This window comes from Arthrobacter sp. NPDC057009, assembly GCF_042673905.1.
Lineage (GTDB): Bacteria > Actinomycetota > Actinomycetes > Actinomycetales > Micrococcaceae > Arthrobacter.
Window position 1 is genome coordinate 29111 of the sequence record NZ_JBHUSB010000027.1, and the last position, 18336, is coordinate 47446.

An 18336-nucleotide genomic window follows, 5' to 3' on the forward strand; every position below is an offset into this window, starting at 1 on the left:
ATGAAATGAGGGGGATGTCAATGGCGGCACCAGAAGGACTGTTTGTCCTGGAAGGAAGACCGACAGCGCAGCTGATCGCCGATCAGCTGCGGGAACAGATCGTCCAGGGGACCTTCCGTCCGGGACAGCAGATCAATGAGTCTGCAGTGGCCGCCCAGTTACGGACGTCCAGGGGCCCGCTCAGGGAAGCGCTGCAGCGCCTGTGCCAGGAGGGTCTCCTGGTCAGCCACCGTAACCGGGGGGTCTTCGTCCTGGAGCTGTCGACCGCCGACGTCGAAGAGATCTACGCCGTCCGGGAGGCGGTGGAACTGGCCGCCTCCAGCACCTTGTTGGAAGCCGGGCAGGACCAGATCAACGACACCTGCCGGGTGCTCAAGGAAATCGTCAGGGACATGGCGAAGCACGTTGCCGCGTCCGACTGGCAGGCGATTGCACGGTTGGACATGCAATTCCACACCACCTTTGTTGCAGGAACGGGCAATACCCGGCTGATCCGTATATACGAGACCCTCGCGGCCGAATCCAGGATGTGCATACTCAACCTGGAAGTCTCCTACCCCCGCCTGGACGTGCTGGTCCAGGAACATCAGGAACTTCTGGACCTGCTCCAGGCAGGAGACAGAGAAGGATTGCAGCAGGCCGTCAAACGTCACCTGCAAAAAGCGGTTGAGGATCTCACCGTCACAAGGCAAGACGGGGAAATCACCCTCTAGGGTGCTTCCCCGAGCAGGATCCGTAGCGCGGAGGTGGCCAGTTCCCATGGAGCCGGCCACCTCTGCGTTTCCCACAAAAAATTTTTGTAAATTGTCGATGATCTGCGATCCGTCGTGGTTGCATTATTGAGTAGGAAGCAATAGCCCAAAAACCCCTCCAACAGCACCCCGCCCCGGGAAGTACCGATGAAAAGCAGAAGCAACCTCCAGCAAGTCGTTGCAGTGTTGGCCATTCTCTTTGCACTCGGGGGGTGCGGCATCGGCGGAAGCGGCGATCCGGCACAGGAGGGCTCGAGCACGTCAAGTACGGCTGACATCTCGGAGGGAGTCCAGCCCGACGAGTCAGCGGTCAAGCTGCTGCCGCAGTCCTACAAGGACCGGGGCGAACTGACAGTCGCGATGGACCTGCATTATCCCCCGACGACGTTCCTGGCTGAGGACAACACCACCCCCATCGGCCTCAACCCGGACATGGCACGGCTGATTGCCAAGAAGCTTGGACTGAAGCTGAAGTTCGAGAACACCTCTTTCGACACCATCATTCCCGGCCTTGACGGCGGCCGCTACGACTTCACCGCCACCACAATGTCCCCCACCCCTGAGCGCTTGAAGGTGCTGGACATGATCGATTACTTCAACGGAGGCGTTTCGGTTGCCGTTGCGCACGGCAACCCGCTGAACATCAGCAATGACGATATGTGCGGCAGGAACATTGCGGTCACCAAGGGCTCCAATGCGCAGCTGAAGCATCTGCCGAACGTCTCCGAATGGACCTGCACTTCCAAGGGCAAGCCTGCCATCAACGGCGTCACCCTGCCCAACGTCCAGGAAGCCCTCACGCAGCTGACCTCGAAGCGCATCGATGGTGTCTTCTATGACACCCCGGCGCTGGCCTGGGCAGCCAAGCAGCAGCCGAACACTTTCACGATCCTGACGCCACAGATGGATACGCGCTCCGATCACGTGGCTGCCATCGGCCTAAAGAAGGGATCACCACTGACGCCGGCCCTGCAGAAGGCCGTCCAGTCCGTTCTGGACAGTCCCGAATACAAGCAGTCGCTCGCCAATTGGGGCCTCGAGGCAGGCGCCATCACGGAAGCAAAGCTCAACTAGGGGACACCGTGCTGAAATTCAATGGCCACGGAAGTGGTACCAAAACGACGCCGGTGGACCCAGCCCTCAAGCCGAGGCTCCGTCGGCGAAGCGCGTTTGAGTACGCGGCCTGGGTCGCATGCGGTCTCCTGGCCGTGGGCATTCTCTTTTCCGTAACGACCAACCCCAACTTCAAGTGGGGGGTGGTGGCCCGGTACTTCACCCACGAAACCATCATCCGCGGCTTGCTGCTGACCATCTTCCTCACCATTGCCAGCATGGTTTTCGGGACACTGCTGGGCCTGGCCTTGGCGATCATGAGGTCCTCCAGCATCAAACCGATTGCCGCCACCGCGGGCGCTTACATCACCTTGTTTCGCGGGACACCCGTTCTGGTGCAGCTCATCTTCTGGTTCAACATCGCCGCTTTGTACCCGAACCTCACCATCGGAATCCCGTTCACCGACATCGGCACCGCTATAGACATCAACGCGCTGATGGCACCCATCACGGCTGCCCTCATCGGCCTGAGCCTTAACGAGGCCGCCTATATGGCCGAAATCATCCGCGGCGGGTTCACTGCCGTCGGCAAGGGCCAGATCGAAGCCGCCGACTCGCTGGGAATGAGCCGCGCAACGAAAATGCGCAAGGTCATCATTCCGCAGGCCATGCCCTCGATTATCCCGGCCACCGGCAACCAGGTCATCGGCATGTTCAAGGAAACCTCCCTCGTCAGCGTGCTCGGCGTCGCCGAACTGCTCCAAAGCGCCCAGCTCATCTACGCCCGCACCTACGAGACCATCCCGCTGCTGATCGTCGCCAGCCTCTGGTACCTCGTGATGACCCTCCTGCTGAGCTACCCGCAGTCCCTTCTGGAGAAAAGGTACTCCCGCTCTTCCGCAGCACTTCCCCGTAAAGCGAAGAAGGTTGTACTCACGCAACCGGAAGGCATTGCCCGATGAGCAGTGCACGGGCCAGCTATTGTCTGGAACATACGTAAAACGGCCACGCAGCGAAATGAGGAGATATCAATGGCGGCACCGGAAGGATTGTTTGTCCTGGAGGGAAGGCCCACGGCGCAGCTGATCGCCGATCAGCTGCGGGAACTCATCGTCCAGGGCACCTTCCGCCAGGGACAGCAGATCAATGAGTCTGCAGTGGCCAGCCAGCTCCGCACGTCCAGGGGCCCGCTGCGGGAAGCGCTGCAGCGTTTAAGCCAGGAGGGGATCCTGGTCAGCCATCGCAACCGCGGGGTTTTTGTCCTGGAGCTTTCGAGCGATGACATCAAGGAGATCTACGCGGTCCGCGAGGCCGTGGAACTGGCCGCCACAGACATACTGATGGATGCCGGGCAGGAGAAGATCAGTGATACGTGCGGCGTGCTGAAGGGGATCCTCAAGGACATGGCGAAGCAGGTTGCGGCAGCCGACTGGCCGGCTATTGCACGGCTGGACATGGAATTCCACACCTCCCTCGTTGCCGGTACGGGGAATTCCCGCCTCATCCGGATTTACAACACACTGGCCGCCGAATCGAGAATGTGCATTCTCAGCCTGCAGGTTTCCTACCCCAGGGTTGGCGCTCTGGTGGAGGAGCACCAGATCCTCCTGGACCTGCTGGAAGCGGGAGACAGGAAAGGGCTTCAGCGAGCCATCAAACGGCATCTGGGCCAGGCAGTTGAGGATCTCACTGCCACAACGCCTGAGCCAGCACCACCATCGGCTTGACACAGCGAGGCGCCGCCCCAATGAGGACCGTCCGGCGGGGGCAAGAGCCCGGGCAGCTCTGCCCGGGCTCTTGCCTGCCAGGAGTGGCGAGAGTTGGGGTTCCGGATTAGTCGGTCGTAGCGGGAAGATCCGCGACAACCCACATTTTGCGAAGCGTTTCGTGGATGGTCCAGTTGCCCTCCCAGCCTGCAGGCGTCACGAACAGAGAACCGGGACCGATGTCGAAGCTGGTCCCGTCCGGTTCGGTGATGGTTGCGGTCCCGCTCAGGATTTGGCAGATCTCGTCGTAGCCAGGCCTGGTGCTCTTGAACGTTCCGGGGGTTACTTCCCAGATGCCCGTCTTCAATCCGGCCCGCTCCCACAGACGCAGGGACACCTCGGTCTGGCCGGGCGTAACGGACGTTTCCTTGGATTTGTGCTCCCCCGGGTCCACGGTTGTTGCATCGCTCATGACGGTCGCCTTGACCATAGTTTCTCCTTCTCGGGCTAGGCCCTTCGTACTGAGTGCCCGCCTTGATTGGAAGAGCACCCGTCAATCCTAGCAATTGTCAACAATTGACGATAGCCTTGTAAGGAAATCTTGCATTGGGGATGGGTCGGACATAGGGGGCTGGTCCGCAGGGGGCACACTTGCTCGGCGTCAGGAACAGAAAGGCAGAAAATGCGACAAAGCCGTCGTGAGTCCCTGCGGATGGCCCTCATCGGAGCTTCCTACCAGGCCACGGAATGCTCAGCCTGATTGTGCTTATCACGGCAGCGCTTCTGACCAGCTCCTGCGCCGTCTCGCTCCCACCCCGGTCAGTTACAGGAAGAATCCGCAAGAAAAAGGTCAGAAATCTGTTGCCGTGGCGCATCGGTGCCGGAATCCTGGCACTGGGCTCGGTCCTTTTGGCGGTTCATATTCAGCAAGAGATGTTCCAGTGACTGGCCCGTCGCCGAAGAGGGCGGACATGAGCTTCAGACAAGCTACACCCCGCCCCCGGAGGTCTTCTTCATCCGCTCCGCCGTCAGTCCGGCCGCGGGGCCGGGTCCAGCAACTGGGCCAGGTGGAGCGCCGGCCTGGCGGCGTCGAGCTGGCGCACCTGCATCGCACATGAGAAGCCGTCGGCGAGAACCGGAGTGCCGCCGTCGGTATTCCTCAGCGCCGGCGCCAGAGCGTTTTCCGCCACCTTCATGCTCAGCTCATAGTGCTGCCGCTCGAAGCCAAAGTTTCCTGCCACACCGCAGCATCCTGAAGCGTCGGTCACCTCGGTGATGCCCAGCTTGGCAAGGGCAGCGCGCTGAACGTTGCCCCCGAATACTGAATATTCATGGCAATGGGTTTGCAGCACCACCCCGGATGGCAGCGGAACCGCGGGTGAAGGCTGCCATCCAGCAGATGCAAGCTCCCCGATGTGGGCGGCAAAACTGCGCACCCGGGCCGCCACCCGCCGGGCCTGCTCGGTGGGGACCAGTTCCGGGAGGTCTTTTCGCAGGGCTGCGGCGCAGCTGGGTTCGATCACGACGATCGGCCGGCCCGTGCCGTCGTCGAGCAATTCAGCCGCCTTGCCGAGCAGCTTTGCGGCGGTGTCCAGCTGGCCTGTGGAGATCCATGTCAGCCCGCAGCAGGCGTCTGCCGAACAGCTAGCGCCTTGTCCCGCCTCGGCAAGCACCCGTGCGGCCGCCCCAGCCACTTCGGGGCGGAAGCCCTTGGTGAAGGTGTCGACAAAGAGCACCACATCGCCGTCCGACCGCCGTCCCTCCCTCTTGCCAGCCAATTCAGCCTTGCCAGCAGCTCCAGCCCTGCCACGTCGTCCGGCGCCGGCTTCCACCTGCTTCCGCCAGTCCCCGGCTGCTGCGAAACGGGGAAGGCTGCGCTGGGTGGTAAGGCCGCCCAGCGCAGCTATTGCCTTGCCCAGCGGGCTGGCAAGGACAGCGTTCACGACGGGTGCCATTCGTCCTGTCACCTTCAGCCAGCGCGGCAGCCAGCCCAAGGAATAGTGCGAAAGCGGACGCAGGCGGCCGGAGTAGTAGTGGCTGAAGAACTCCGCTTTGTAGGTGGCCATGTCCACTCCGGTTGGGCAGTCACTGGAGCAAGCCTTGCAGGCGAGGCAAAGGTCCAGCGACTCCCGGACTTCCTCCGATTTCCAGCCCTCTTCGACCGTGCGGGCGCCACGGACCATCTCCTGAAGTACCCGGGCCCTTCCTCGGGTGGAATCCTTCTCATCTCCGGTCGCCCGGTAGCTCGGGCACATGACGCCGCCGGCATCGGCGCGGCACCGCCCGACGCCGATGCACCCCTGAATGGCGTGGACCCAGGGATCAAGCATGTCCTGGTGGCTGGACGGAGCGTTCTTGCCGCCGTGCGGCCGGAGATCGAAAGCGGTGCGCCACTCCCGCTGCGGGACACCCTCCAGCGCGAGGTGGGCGCCGATGGGATCCGGATCCGTCAAGGAACCCGGGTTGAGGATCCCGGCAGGGTCCCAGAGGCGGCGGTAGGAGCGGAAGGCAGCAAGCATCGTGGGAGAGTACATGATGGGGAGCAGGGCAGAGCGTGCGCGCCCGTCACCGTGTTCCCCGGAGAGGGATCCTCCGTGGCGGACCACCAGTTCCGCGGCTGCGCGCGAGAATGATTCGAAGACGGTGCGGCCCGCCTCGGTGCGAAGGTCGTACGTAATGCGGATGTGCATGCAGCCTGCTCCGAAGTGGCCATACATGATTCCCGTGAGCTTGTACCTGGCCAGCAGGTCCTTCAGATCGGAGAGATAGTCGGGCAGATTCTTTGGGGCGACGGCGGAGTCCTCCCAGCCCGGCCAGGATTCACCTCCGCCGGCCAGCCGGGCAGACAACCCGGCACCGTCTTCGCGCACGCGCCACAGTGAGGCGCGTTCCACAGGGTCGGGCACCTCTCGGCCCTCCACCAGCCGTCCGTTATTGCGCAGGGTGGCCAGGAGCCGGTCCGCCTCGGCGGCCACGACGGCCGGATCGTCGCCGTCGAGGTCAACATACAGCCAGGCCTTTCCTTCCGGCAGGCCCTGCACCGAATCCTCGCCGCGCCTGAAACGCATGGTTTCAACGATCGCCTCATCTATGCCCTCGACGGCGGCAGGCGAGAACCGGAGGATCTCCTCGATATCCCGGGCGGCCTCTACGACGTCGCGGTAGCCCAGGCATACCAGGAGGGAACTGGCAGGCTTGGGGACCAGCTTCATGCGCGCCCCCACAATGACCGCGCAGGTGCCTTCGGAGCCTGCGAGCGCGCGGGCCACGTCGAAGCCCTTCTCCGGAAGGAGGTTCGCCAGATGGTAGCCCGAGACCTGGCGCTGGATGCGACCCAACTCGGTACGGAACTCGGCCAGATGCCCGTGCGCCAGATCCTTAAGACCCGCGTTGAGCGATTCTGCCCGCTCGGCGGAGGCCCGGTCTTCGGGATCGGTAGCGCGGAGTCCGGTGGCAGTGGCTGTCAGCCGGGCGCCGTCGGAGGTGACTATATCCAACTCGGCCAAATGGTCCGAGGTCCTGCCATAGCGCACTGAATGGTTTCCGCAGGCATCATTGCCCACCGAGCCGCCCACTGTTGCCCGGTTCTTCGATGACGGGTCGGGCGCGAAGGTCAGCCGCTGATCCGTAAATTTTTCGACCGTGCGGGACAGCACGGACAGGACTACGCCAGGTTCGACGTCCGCAATCCCCGCTTGTTCGTCAATCGCCAGGATGCTGGCCATATGGCGGGAAAAGTCGATGACCAGGCCGGGGCCCACAGCGTTGCCTGCCATGGACGTCCCTCCGCCGCGGGGAACCACGGGCGTACCGGTCTCGCGGCAGGCGTCCATGGCGGCAACGACGTCGGAAACGCCCCGGGGGTACATCACTGCCACCGGAGGCACACGGTAATTGGAGGCGTCATAGGAATATTCAGCAAGCCGGCGCGGGGAAGTCTCTACGGGGATTCCTGCTTCCATGAGGCGTCCTACCAGGACCGGCGTCCCGGTCACCTGCGAGGCCATGGCCGAGGGGTTGCTTCCGGTCACGTCGATGCTCCTATCGGTATGGGCCGGTCGTCCTGGTGCTCCGGACCGCCGACGTTGTGGTTCCAGTCGCCACAACTAGGGAAGCCTAGGCGCTGCGCTAAAGATCGTCAACAATTTACACTCATCCCGTGCGTGGTCTGCGTTTAGCGGAGACCTGGCCGGTCACCATGCGCTCTGGAATCCGACGGCAAGCAAGAGTAGCGTCGACAGGAACATAACGATGCCGAACAGCAGGATGGCCAGGGGCCGGGCGGTCGGAGTGGTTCTTTGAGGGGGCCGGGATGGCTGGATGGAACGCTGACACCGCAGCCGGACCTGTGGGTTCAGGCACAATCACCCTGGTGGAAGGCACCTCCTTCTGCATCTCCTCGCCCAATGGGGACATCCACCCCGAAAATCCGCATGGGGTTTTCTACCAGGACACACGCGTCCTGTCCGGATGGAGGCTGACGGTTAACGGCCAGGCACTTGAGCCGTTGGCGGCGGAGACGAAGGAGCCGTATCGCGCCCTGTTTGCCGGCCGCGTTACCCGGTCAGACGGCTACGCGGACAGCCCGTTAATTGTGGAGCGGCTGCGGGAGGTGGGTGCCGGCATCCAGGAGCAGATCACCGTTCGCAACTACTCAAGCGAGCCCGCCGAATGCGTGATATCAGTACGGCCTGAAGCAGACTTCGCCGATCTTTTCGAAGTCAAGGAAGCACGGATACAGCGGCGCTGGGAACAAAGACGGCAAGTAGCCGGTGATTCGCTGACCATCTTGGGCACCTGGCAGGACGTGCGGAAGGGCATGGTTATCCAGGCTCCCGGCGCCGATGTCACACATGAGGCTCTCAGCTACCGCGTGTCCGTGGGGGCGCACGGACAGTGGAGCACCCTCCTCACCGCAGTACCTAGCACTGAAGCGGCAAGTCCCCCGCCACCGTCGTTCGTCCATACCGAAGGGGAGGACATATCCCCCCGCGACCGCCGGCGCCAGGAGTGGGTGGCCAAAATTCCCAAACTGCACATGGGCAACCATTCCATCGAACGAACCTTGCGGCGCAGCTACGACGACCTTGGCGCACTTCGCATCGAGGACCCGAACTATCCGGAACGCATCGTGGTTGCCGCCGGCGCGCCCTGGTTCATGACCCTGTTCGGGCGCGACTCACTCTGGGCATCGGAAATGGCCGTCGCCGTTGATCCTTCCCTGGCCCTCGGAACGCTGCAGACATTGGCTGACCGCCAGGGCACGGTAGTGGATCCCGTGACGGAAGAAGAGCCGGGCAAGATCCTGCATGAGGTGAGACTGGACGTTTCCAGCGGGCTTTCGCTGGGCGGGAAGCACATCTATTACGGCAGCGTGGACGCCACTCCGCTGTTCGTGACGATACTGGGAACGGTGAGCCGCTGGGGATTCGCGAAGGACACTATCGCCGCTCTGCTTCCCCATGCGGACCGGGCACTGGAGTGGATCCGGCAGGACGGCGACAAGGACGGCGACGGATTCGTCGAGTACCAGCGCCTCAACCCCCGCGGACTCATTAACCAGGGCTGGAAAGATTCGTGGGACGGGATCAACTTCGCCGACGGCACTATGGCGGAAGGGCCGATTGCACTGTGCGAAGTGCAGGCCTACGTCTATGACGCATACATGGCGCGCGCATGGATTGCCTATGACTCCGGGGAACGGTCTCTTGCTTCGGAGTTAGCCGATCAGGCAGCCCAACTGAAGAAGCGGTTTAACGAACAGTTCTGGATTCCCGAGCGCGGGTACTACGCGATTGCCCTTGACGGCAGGAAGCGCCAAGTTGACGCGTGCGCCTCAAACATGGGCCACTGTCTATGGACTGGTCTCATAGATGAAGACAAGGCGCCCATGGTGGCCGAACGGCTCATGTCCCCCGAGATGTTCAGCGGCTGGGGAGTAAGGACGTTGGCCAGCGACATGGGCGCGTACAACCCTGCCAGCTACCACAACGGATCCGTCTGGCCCCATGACAACGCGGTCATCGTCGCCGGTCTCGTGCGCTACGGTTTCGTGGAGCAGGCCCAGCGGATTTCGACGGCGCTGCTTGAGGCAGCCGATTACTCGAATGGCCGCCTGCCAGAACTGTTCTGCGGCTTCAGCCGCGAGCAGTTCGCTGAGCCGGTGCCTTATCCGACGGCGTGCTCACCCCAGGCCTGGGCTGCAACCACACCGCTGCAACTGGTGACAAGTCTGATGCGCTACGACACGCACGTTTCCCGCGGCGGCTTCTGGATGGATCCGGTGCTTCCGGAATCCTACGGTGACTTGCACATCACGAACGCCCCCATGGCAGGCGGCCGGATAACCATTGATATCGCCAATTCTGTCCCTTCGGTGCAGGGCCTGCCCCACGGGATGGTGTTCCACCAAGGGCATCGGCCATACCTCGCCGAACTCATCGAGCAGGCCGGCCTGGGACCAAAGGCCAGCACCCCGAGGCCGCACATCACCGCCGAAGGTTCTGCATAGCTGGAGTCCGGAATGACGTCCCGGAAAGTCGCTTACTTCTGCTCTAGAGGTTCTGCCTGGAGAGCATTCTGGAATTGACTGACCGTCTCCTGGCGGAAGGCCTCGAAGTCGCCTTGCAGGGCAAGTTCTGCGAGTTTCTCGTGCTCAACAGCTATGTCATGAAGGTCGCTGTAGGTGCGGTGGTCAGCCGCCAGGTACAGACGCAGCTTGGTCTCCCACCCGTTCCACATGCTTTGCAGCGCGGCGTTCCCGGAAAATTCGTAGAAGAGCCTGTGGAAGCGAAGATGAGCGTCAATGCTGCCTGGGATGTCATTGGTGTCGGTGGCCCGGTACAGTTCCTCGATGGTTTGCTTCAGCCGGAGCTGCCCCGGACCCCGCAAGGCAGGGGCCGAGAGCTCGGCAGCATACGGCTCGACGAGGACCCGGATTGCTGCGATCTCCGCTACGTCGCGAGCACTGACTTCCACAACGAATGACCCGCGGAAGGGGATCTTTACGACCAGCCCTTCCTCCTCAAGTTTGGTCAGCGCCTCACGTAGTGGGGACCGGCTGATGCCGAGGTCCGCAGCGATGTGGGTCTCACGCAGTTGCTCCCCTGGAGGCACGGTTCCGTCAAGTATGGCGGTACGGAGCACGCGGTAGACACCCTCTGGCGTGGTTGTCCGTTGTTCCTGCCACTCGAACTTGCGGTCCATGCGCTGCCTTCCTTGTCGATTGTCGATTATATCGGGCCGCCTGTCAGACCGCGATTGCGGTGTACTTGTACTCCAGGAATTCCTCGATCCCGATTTTTCCGCCTTCGCGTCCAAGTCCGGATTGCTTAACCCCGCCAAACGGTGCCGCCGGGTTGGAAACCAAGCCGGTGTTCAGGCCGACCATTCCAACTTCCAGTTCCGCCGTGAAGCGCAGTGCCTTGTCCATGCTTTCGGTGAACACGTACCCGACCAGCCCCCACTCGGTATCGTTGGCCAGGCGGAGGACTTCTTCTTCGCTGTCGAACGGCAGGATCGCCGCCACCGGGCCGAAGATTTCCGTGCTCATCACTCCGGAGTCCAGCGCCACATCAACGAGGACGGTGGGGGTGTAGAAGTATCCGGGGCCTTCCGGACGGCTGGCGCCGGTCAGCACCCGTGCTCCCTTGGAGACAGCATCTGCAACGAGGCTTTCGACTTTTTCCACACCTTTGCGGTCGATGAGGGGCCCGACGTCGGTACCAGCCGAAGCGCCGTTGCCGACCCGTAGCTCTGACATCTTTTTGGAGAACTTCCCGCTGAATTCCTCGATCACGGAACGGTGGACGAAGAAGCGGTTCGCGGCTGTGCAGGCTTCCCCCATGTTCCGCATCTTTGCCGTCATGGCTCCCTCTACCGCCTTTTCGAGGTCTGCATCGGCCAGGACGATGAACGGTGCATTGCCCCCGAGTTCCATTGAGCAGCGCATCACGTTGTCCGCCGCCTGCTCGAGCAGAACTTTGCCAACCTCAGTGGAGCCGGTGAAGCTGACCTTCCTGGCCACGCCGCTGCTCATCCAGTGATCTACCACGCTGGAGGCCCTGGAGGTCGTGACAACGTTCAACACGCCGTCGGGAAGGCCTGCTTCCCGGAAAATTTCTACCAGGGCAAGGGATGTCAGCGGCGTCAGGGCCGCCGGTTTGAAGACCATGGTGCATCCAGCGGCGACGGCAGGGGCAATCTTGCGGGCGCCCATGGCGAGCGGGAAGTTCCATGGGGTCACCAGTACGCAAGGGCCAATGGGTTCCTTGGTGACCACGATCCTGGTGTCGCCGTCCAGGGAGGCTGCGCTGTCACCGCCAATACGGACAGCTTCCTCTGAGAACCAACGGAGCATGTCGGCCCCGTAGGCCACTTCGCCCCTCGCTTCTGCGAGCGGCTTGCCCATTTCCGCCGTCATGATGGCGGCGAGCCGGTCCGTATTGGCGGTCACCAGTTCAAAGGCGCGCCGGAGAATGTCACCTCGTTCGCGGGGCGTGGATTTGCTCCACTCTGCTTGGGCACGGTCTGCTGCCCCGAGAGCCAAGGCAGCGTCCTCAGGACCGCCGTCGGCAACACGTGCAATGATCTCGTTCGTCGCGGGGTTCTCCACCGGGAAGGTAGCTGAATTTGTTGCCTCTTGCCATACGCCGTCAATGAACAGCTGCGTTTGAAGAGTGGTGGGAAATGAAGTGGTCATGTCACGCTTTCGGTAATTGAGGGGCAGAGTATTGGACGGAGGGCTGGCGCGCCTTGAACCGCTCCGGGCGCACGAAGTCCAGGCCCACGAATGACTGCTTGCCGAGCGCTTCGTGCGCAGCGATGTGGCCGAAGCCAGTGGCATTCTTGAATCCGCCTCCGGAGAAGCCTGTGGCGCAGTAGATCCTGCTTGACTCGCCGAGCCAGCCCAGCAGCGGGTTCCGGTCCTCCGTGTAGAGGTCCGGAAAGGCGTCGGAGCGGACGATCGTCGGAATGAGGCCGGGGAAGAATTGGGTGACGGTTTCGACAGTCTCGGCGATTTCAACTGCTGAGAGGTCCCGGGGGAAACCATTGGGGTCGGTTGTGACCGTGCCCCGGCCGTCCAAGGTGGCTTTGACGGTGACTCCGTCAACCGTGGGTGCTCCGTACATGGAGCGGTCCTCGTACATCCGGCTGAAAGTGGGGAAGTTGTCCGGAGTGAACTGGGCTGCGTCGCGGGCAACGAACCAGGACAGGAAAACTCTGCGTGTTTCCGTGTGTGCCTTCAGGTAGTCGGGCATGAGCTGCCGGGACCAACCCCCGGAGGCGATGAGGACCTTTCCGAAGGTCCAGGAGGTGCCTCCTGAGGTGATGACAACGCCGTCGTTGGTTTCCCTGATGCTGCTGACTGGAGTGTTGTTGAGGACCGTTGCCCCGTTGGCCGCTGCGGCAGCGACGGCTGCCGTTACTGCCCGGTCGGTCCGAAGAACACCGGCGTTGGGGTCGAACACTGCGGAGTCGTCCGCCCTGAGGTTGTGTTGGGGGTAGCGTTCGGCCATTTCCTCACGGGTCAGGATCTGGTGGGCAGCCCCGTTGATCCGGGTGGTTTCCAGGACGCTGCGGAGGTAGGGTCCATCGGTGCTTCCGATGGACAGTCCGCCACAACGAGTGAGGATATCCTGTCCGGTTTCTGCTTCGAGCTCCGCCCAGAGGTCACGTGAGCGCTCCAGGATCGGGTAGTACCCGGGGGTTCCGCGGTAGATCATGCGGAACAGCCGGGTGTCCCCGCCAACGGCGCTGCGTGCGTGTGCGGGAGTGTGTGCCTCGAAGCCGACCACGGAGTCGGAAAGCCCTGAGGCCTGCCAGAGTGCCATGCTTCCGATGCTGCCAAGCCCAATTACGGCAAGTTTTCCGTCCATTTGCTTAGAACCTCTCCTTGTTGTGTTTGAGGTCCAAGTGAAGGACCTGGTTGGTGCCTATTCATGAAGTCCCGCGAGCCTGCTGCCGAACCTGGCAATGAGTGAGGTATGCGTGGAATTCCTGCACTCTTCCCATTGATCCGCCAGTCCGAACAGCCGGTACATGCCGTGGACACCCAGCCAACGGATCGGTTCCGGTTCCCATTTCCGTGCGCGGTAGCCGACCCAGGGAAGTGTGGTGCGCTGCGTCTTCCGTTCGAAAGCCAGTTCCGCGAGAGTTCGCCCGCCCACGTAGGCTGCCGTGACGCCGTGCCCTGCGTATCCGGTTGAAGATCCGATCCCGGACGCCGGGTCCCAGTTCACCCCGCCGTTCCAGTCACGGGTGACGCCGAGGACCCCGGACCAGGCGTGGTCCACTTCGAACTCGATGCCAGGGAAGAAGGAGCGGAGCTTTGTAGAGATCAGGTCAATTGTGGACTGGGCAGTTGAACCGGCGCCCCCGGTGCCGGAGCCGTAGCGGTATGGCACTCCCCTGCCGCCGATCGCGATGCGGCCGTCCGCTGTGCGTTGGGAGTAGATGAATGTGTGTGCGGAGTCGTTAAGGCACTGCCGCCCGTTCCAGCCAATTTGTTGCCAGGCCTCCTCCGACAGCGGTTTGGTCACGATCATCGAGGAATTGATCGGGATCAGGGTCCGGCTGCCAAGCAACTGCCCGGAATATCCTTCGGTGCAGATGAACGTCTTGGCCGCGGTCACCCGCCCGTTGTCCAGGCTGAGGGTCGTGCCGTCAAAACTGGCGACCCGGCTGCGTTCGTAGATGCTCACGCCCATGGAGGTCAGGGTGTCGGCGAGACCGTAGACGAGTTTGGCCGGCTGGATCCGGGCACAGTGCTTGTAGAAGAGCCCGCCGTGGACGGTGGAGATGTTGACCCGGCTCTGGAACTCGTCCCGGCCCAGCAGGTGTACCTCATCTTCGGTCACCCCATACTTCAAGTCGGCGTCGCGCCTGGTGACCAGCCGGCCGAGCCCTGCCTTGGTATGGGCAGCCACGAGCGCACCACCTTTATGCTGATCCGCATCAATGCCCTCCGCCTGAAGAATATCCAGGACGGAGTCGACGCCGGCAATAAACTCCTGCTGGAAGGCCCGGCTCGCGTCCAGCCCGCCCCCGGATACACGGGCAAACGTGGCGCGGTTTCCTGGAATCATGGCAGACAGCCAGCCGCCGTTCCGCCCGGACGCGCCGTAGCCTATCTGCTCTGCCTCAAAAACCGCGACCGAAAGCGACGGCTCGAGCTTCTTGGCGAAATAGGCCGCCCACAGGCCGGTGTAGCCGCCACCGATGATGGCCAGGTCTACTGACCCGTCGCCTGTGAAGCGGGGGTACGCGGGCCTCTTGTCCGCGAGTCCGGCCATCCAGAAGCCGAGCTCTCCGTTTCGGGGTGCTGCCGCAAGGGCTGTCATTGTTGTCCTTCTTTGTGTGTGAACCGTTGAGCCAATACGACTGCGGGACATCCCCAGCCTTGGCCGGCTTAGGTGTGCCTGCGCCGGATGGCGTGGTGTCAGAAGGCGGTGTAGCCGCCGTCGACGGGGAGGACCGCTCCTGTGATGTAGGAGGATTCCGGTGATGCCATGAAAAGTATGGCGTCGGCGATCTCTTCTGGGGTTGCGAGGCGTTGGAGCGGGATCTGGCCCTCCCGCTCGCGGCGGTAGGCCTCGGGATCGGGCCTCCGCTGGAACGATGCCTCGATGACGGGGGTGACGGTCAGTCCTGGCGCAACAACGTTGACGCGGATGTTGCGTGAGGCCCACTCGATAGCAGCGCCCTTGGCGAGCATGATGAGGCCGCCCTTGGCCGCGGAATACAGGACTTCGCCGGGTTTGCCAACCATGCCCAGCCGTGAACTGACGAGGACGAACGAGCCGCCTGTGGCGGGCATCAGTGGTGCGAAATGCTTCATCATCAGGAAGGCGCTGAGCAGGTTGCTGCCGATTACGTTCTTCGCATCCTCATACGCCATCTCCGTCAGGGGGCCGCTGACCTGCAGCCCGTGGTTAAGCACGACGATGTCCACGGTTCCGAACGTTTCGGCGGCCTGGCGGGCCAGGCCTTCGACGAAGGCCTCATCGTTGAGATCTCCAGGGACGTACAGGTCGCCGGGCTGGGCGGTATCAAGCCGCTCCCTGCGGCCCGTGAGCAGCAGTCGGGCGCCTTCGCGTCGGAAGCGGGAACTCACTGCTTCCCCGATTCCGCTGCTGGCACCGGTTATAACGGCAGTGGACTTATCAAGCCTCATGGGGTCACTCCTTGGTACGGTGAATCGCTTGGGTTGCGGGCCTTCGGACGGGATGTCCATCAGGGACGGCTCAGCTCAGGAATCCGCGCGCATCCACCCGCCACCGCTCCAGCGATGCGCCCGTGCTGTCCGTGACAATCAATTCCTCAAAATTGATGACAACCGGGCAGACGTGGTTCGGCACGATCGGAAGCACCGTGCCGACGCTTGGGCGGAAATCGCCAGCCGGCAGCGGCAGAAACCCGTGATACTCGTTGAGCTTTGAGAGAATGGCCGACGTGCCGGGCACGGCCCCGTAGCCAATCTCGGGGCTGCCTTCTCGGCTGAGTGCTTTGCTGCCTACATCGAGGATGACCTGATCAGGAACCCAGCTGCTGACCACCGTGCCGGCGACGAACAGCGCAATTTGGTCTTCAGTGCAGGCCCCCAGCCGGGCGTTGTTCAAGTCATTGAACACATATTCTCCGGGCCGGATCTCGGTGATCACGCTGCTGGCGGCGGAGAACTCCACCGTCGGGGTGGAGCCCGCACTGACCACCTCGGGGCTGATGCCCACCGCGTTGAAGCTGCGCACCGCTGTGGTGAGCGCGGCCTCCTGGTCCAGTGCCGCGGCCTTGCGGGCGTCCGGGTTGGAGCTACCGTGACCTGGATACGTGAAGATGCCCACCGGGACGAGTCCGCGTCTGCGGGCGGCAGCTGCGAGGTCGCCTGCGATCTCGGGCGGCGCACCGGAGCGACGGGCACCGCAGTCCACCTCGATGACAACCTGCAGCCGTTCGGCTTCAGTGCCCATCGCGTCAGCAAGGGCATCGATAGCCGCGAAATTGTCGACGCCGACCCGCAGCCGGGTGGTGACGGCAAGTTTGCGTAGCCGCAGGCCTTTCGTTCCCGAAGGCCAGATCGGGTAGGCGATGAAGATATCGTCGAAGCCCGCTGCGGCGAAGATTTCGGCCTCACCAACGTTTCCTGCGGTAATTCCGACAGCCCCGGCTTTGACCTGGCGCCAGCCGATTTCCACACACTTATGTGTTTTTACGTGCGGCCTGACGTCGAGGTTGTGCTGGGCGGCGAAGCCCTGCATGCGATCGATGTTGTCCTGCATCACGTCGACCAGAATGATCGGCGCGGGGGTGTCAATTCGCCCGGCGAGGGCGTTGATTGCTCCCTGAATACGGTTCACGCTTGTTCTCCTCATGAATTTGGGCCAGCACGTCCGCCCCCTACACGGCTGTGCAGATCATCTGGATCTCCACAGGAGTGTTCAGCGGCAGTCCGGCGACGCCGATTGCGGTGCGGGCGTGCCGTCCGTTGTCGCCCAACACTTCGATGAGCACTTCGCTCGCCGCGTTGGCGACCTGCGATTGCAGACCGAAGTCCGGTGTACTGGCCACGAAGACCAGCATCTGCACGATCCGGACCCGCTCCAGATCTCCTACCGCCTGCACGGCGGCCGCGAGGCAGTTGACCGCGGTATGGCGGGCGAGGTCCTGTGCCGTCTCCAGCGCGACGTCCCTGCCGACGATCCCCGTGCCCAGCAGGACACCGTCCTTGTAGGGCAGTTGGCCGGAGATGTGGATGCTGGAATCCACCGCTCGGTGGTGCGCGAAGTAGGGGTTATCCGCGAGGCTGGGAAGGTCCAGGCCGAGGGCCCGCAGCCGGTCCAAAGCGGAGTCCGCCGTTGCGAGGCTCATGGCCAGTCAGGTCCCTCTTACGAGGCAGCCGGTCGCGGCAGGCCAAAGAGGACGGGGAGATCGGCGATGTCGGTGATCCGTTCGTAGCCGAGCCAGTGCTCGTCGTGCTCGAAGCCCCGGTCAACGTACACCTTGTTCTTAATGCCCATGATGGCTGCAGGCCTGTGGTCGTACATCGGGCTCGCAGAGACATGCACGATCTCGTCCGGTGTTACGCCAAGCTTGTCGAACATGTACTCAAAGGCTCCGAGGCGCGGCTTGTACATGCCCATCTGCTCGGCGCTGATGATGACGTCGAATGGGGCCTGGAGGTTCGCCGCAAGGCGCACAGCATGGGCGGTGTCACTGTTGGTGATGATGACCAGCGGAACTTCCTCAGCCAGCCGGTTCAAAGCCTCGGTCACACCCGGGTACGGGCCAAAGGACGGGATGATCTCATAGACTGCCCGCGCGTCGGCGGCGCGGAACTCGAGGCCAACCCGGCGCGACGCGCGTTCCATGGAGTCGGCAACGATCTGGTGGAACGGCTTGTATTCGCCCGTGCACTCGTCGATGCGGTACGCCTTGCAGGCCCGCAGGTACTCATCCGCGACCTCTGCCGGCAGCCGGTCGCCCAAGACTTCGCGGATCGCATCGTTGATTGCGAACTTGATCAGGGTTCCGTTCATGTCGAACGTAGCGAACTTCGGTTTGGTTTCGAATGCCATCTTTCCTCCAGATTATCTTGGTCGATTGTCGACGACACTTGCAAGAGCTTGTCGATACGGATTCGCGAGAACTGCCGTCGATTGTCGACAATACTCGCCATATCTGTAGATTGTCAACAGTTCGTTTGACTCGGGTGAAGTGCCCCGCTGCTCCGGTCATAGTACGACGGCGGGAGGCCCGCAGATCAGCCCGCCGCCCCCCGTCGTGGTATATCGGGGAGGGAGCAAGCCCCCCCCCCCGGCCCCCAGGAA

Annotated in this window: 15 protein-coding genes; 5 read left to right on the forward strand and 10 right to left on the reverse strand. The window is 62.7% G+C overall.

Annotated elements, in window-relative coordinates; genetic code table 11:
• Positions 1–20 precede the first annotated feature (20 nt).
• The 4 genes from ACFTR6_RS20095 to ACFTR6_RS20110 all read left to right on the forward strand — a co-directional run bounded on the left by ACFTR6_RS20095 (position 21) and on the right by ACFTR6_RS20110 (position 3532).
• A complete protein-coding gene (locus tag ACFTR6_RS20095; RefSeq protein WP_076803507.1) occupies positions 21–713 on the forward strand; it encodes a GntR family transcriptional regulator in 693 nt (230 codons plus the stop codon).
• Between the two features lie 186 nt (positions 714–899).
• Positions 900–1826: an ABC transporter substrate-binding protein gene (locus tag ACFTR6_RS20100; RefSeq protein ID WP_377959219.1), complete on the forward strand. Its 927-nt coding sequence runs from the start codon at positions 900–902 to the stop codon at positions 1824–1826.
• Positions 1827–1834: 8 nt separating this feature from the next.
• Entirely contained in the window at positions 1835–2767 is a 933-nt protein-coding gene (locus ACFTR6_RS20105) for an amino acid ABC transporter permease (RefSeq protein WP_377959220.1), read from the forward strand.
• Positions 2768–2836: 69 nt separating this feature from the next.
• Positions 2837–3532, forward strand: a complete 696-nt coding sequence (locus ACFTR6_RS20110; RefSeq protein WP_377959221.1) for a GntR family transcriptional regulator — start codon at positions 2837–2839, stop codon at positions 3530–3532.
• 106 nt (positions 3533–3638) lie between these two features.
• On the opposite strand, the gene ACFTR6_RS20115 is transcribed toward ACFTR6_RS20110, so the two are convergent.
• Both ACFTR6_RS20115 and ACFTR6_RS20120 read right to left on the reverse strand, forming a co-directional pair.
• Positions 3639–3983 (reverse strand): cupin domain-containing protein, encoded by a 345-nt coding sequence (locus tag ACFTR6_RS20115; protein ID WP_236783100.1) that lies wholly within the window; start codon positions 3981–3983, stop codon positions 3639–3641.
• A 556-nt stretch (positions 3984–4539) separates the two neighbouring features.
• The gene (locus ACFTR6_RS20120; protein WP_377959231.1) at positions 4540–7518 is read right to left on the reverse strand and encodes an FAD-binding and (Fe-S)-binding domain-containing protein; all 2979 of its coding nucleotides are present in this window, start codon (positions 7516–7518) and stop codon (positions 4540–4542) included.
• 305 nt (positions 7519–7823) lie between these two features.
• Between ACFTR6_RS20120 and ACFTR6_RS20125 the strand changes: the two genes are divergently transcribed.
• The gene (locus tag ACFTR6_RS20125; RefSeq protein WP_377959222.1) at positions 7824–10022 is read left to right on the forward strand and encodes a glycogen debranching N-terminal domain-containing protein; all 2199 of its coding nucleotides are present in this window, start codon (positions 7824–7826) and stop codon (positions 10020–10022) included.
• A 32-nt stretch (positions 10023–10054) separates the two neighbouring features.
• On the opposite strand, the gene ACFTR6_RS20130 is transcribed toward ACFTR6_RS20125, so the two are convergent.
• From ACFTR6_RS20130 to ACFTR6_RS20165, 8 genes are all read right to left on the reverse strand, one after another.
• Positions 10055–10717 carry a GntR family transcriptional regulator gene (locus ACFTR6_RS20130; protein ID WP_377959223.1) on the reverse strand — a complete coding sequence of 221 codons (663 nt, stop codon included), beginning with the start codon at positions 10715–10717 and terminating at the stop codon, positions 10055–10057.
• 43 nt (positions 10718–10760) lie between these two features.
• On the reverse strand, positions 10761–12212 hold the full coding sequence (locus ACFTR6_RS20135) for an NAD-dependent succinate-semialdehyde dehydrogenase (RefSeq protein WP_377959224.1): 1452 nt from the start codon (positions 12210–12212) through the stop codon (positions 10761–10763).
• A 1-nt stretch (position 12213) separates the two neighbouring features.
• Positions 12214–13389, reverse strand: a complete 1176-nt coding sequence (locus tag ACFTR6_RS20140; RefSeq protein ID WP_377959225.1) for an FAD-dependent oxidoreductase — start codon at positions 13387–13389, stop codon at positions 12214–12216.
• Between the two features lie 57 nt (positions 13390–13446).
• Positions 13447–14853, reverse strand: coding sequence for an NAD(P)/FAD-dependent oxidoreductase (locus ACFTR6_RS20145; RefSeq protein ID WP_377959226.1), 1407 nt, complete (start codon positions 14851–14853; stop codon positions 13447–13449).
• 98 nt (positions 14854–14951) lie between these two features.
• Positions 14952–15686 carry an SDR family NAD(P)-dependent oxidoreductase gene (locus ACFTR6_RS20150; RefSeq protein ID WP_377959227.1) on the reverse strand — a complete coding sequence of 245 codons (735 nt, stop codon included), beginning with the start codon at positions 15684–15686 and terminating at the stop codon, positions 14952–14954.
• Positions 15687–15756: 70 nt separating this feature from the next.
• Positions 15757–16866, reverse strand: a complete 1110-nt coding sequence (locus ACFTR6_RS20155; RefSeq protein WP_377959228.1) for an alanine racemase — start codon at positions 16864–16866, stop codon at positions 15757–15759.
• A 40-nt stretch (positions 16867–16906) separates the two neighbouring features.
• Positions 16907–17377 carry a RidA family protein gene (locus tag ACFTR6_RS20160; protein ID WP_377959229.1) on the reverse strand — a complete coding sequence of 157 codons (471 nt, stop codon included), beginning with the start codon at positions 17375–17377 and terminating at the stop codon, positions 16907–16909.
• A 17-nt stretch (positions 17378–17394) separates the two neighbouring features.
• On the reverse strand, positions 17395–18084 hold the full coding sequence (locus ACFTR6_RS20165; protein WP_377959230.1) for a haloacid dehalogenase type II: 690 nt from the start codon (positions 18082–18084) through the stop codon (positions 17395–17397).
• Positions 18085–18336 lie beyond the last annotated feature (252 nt).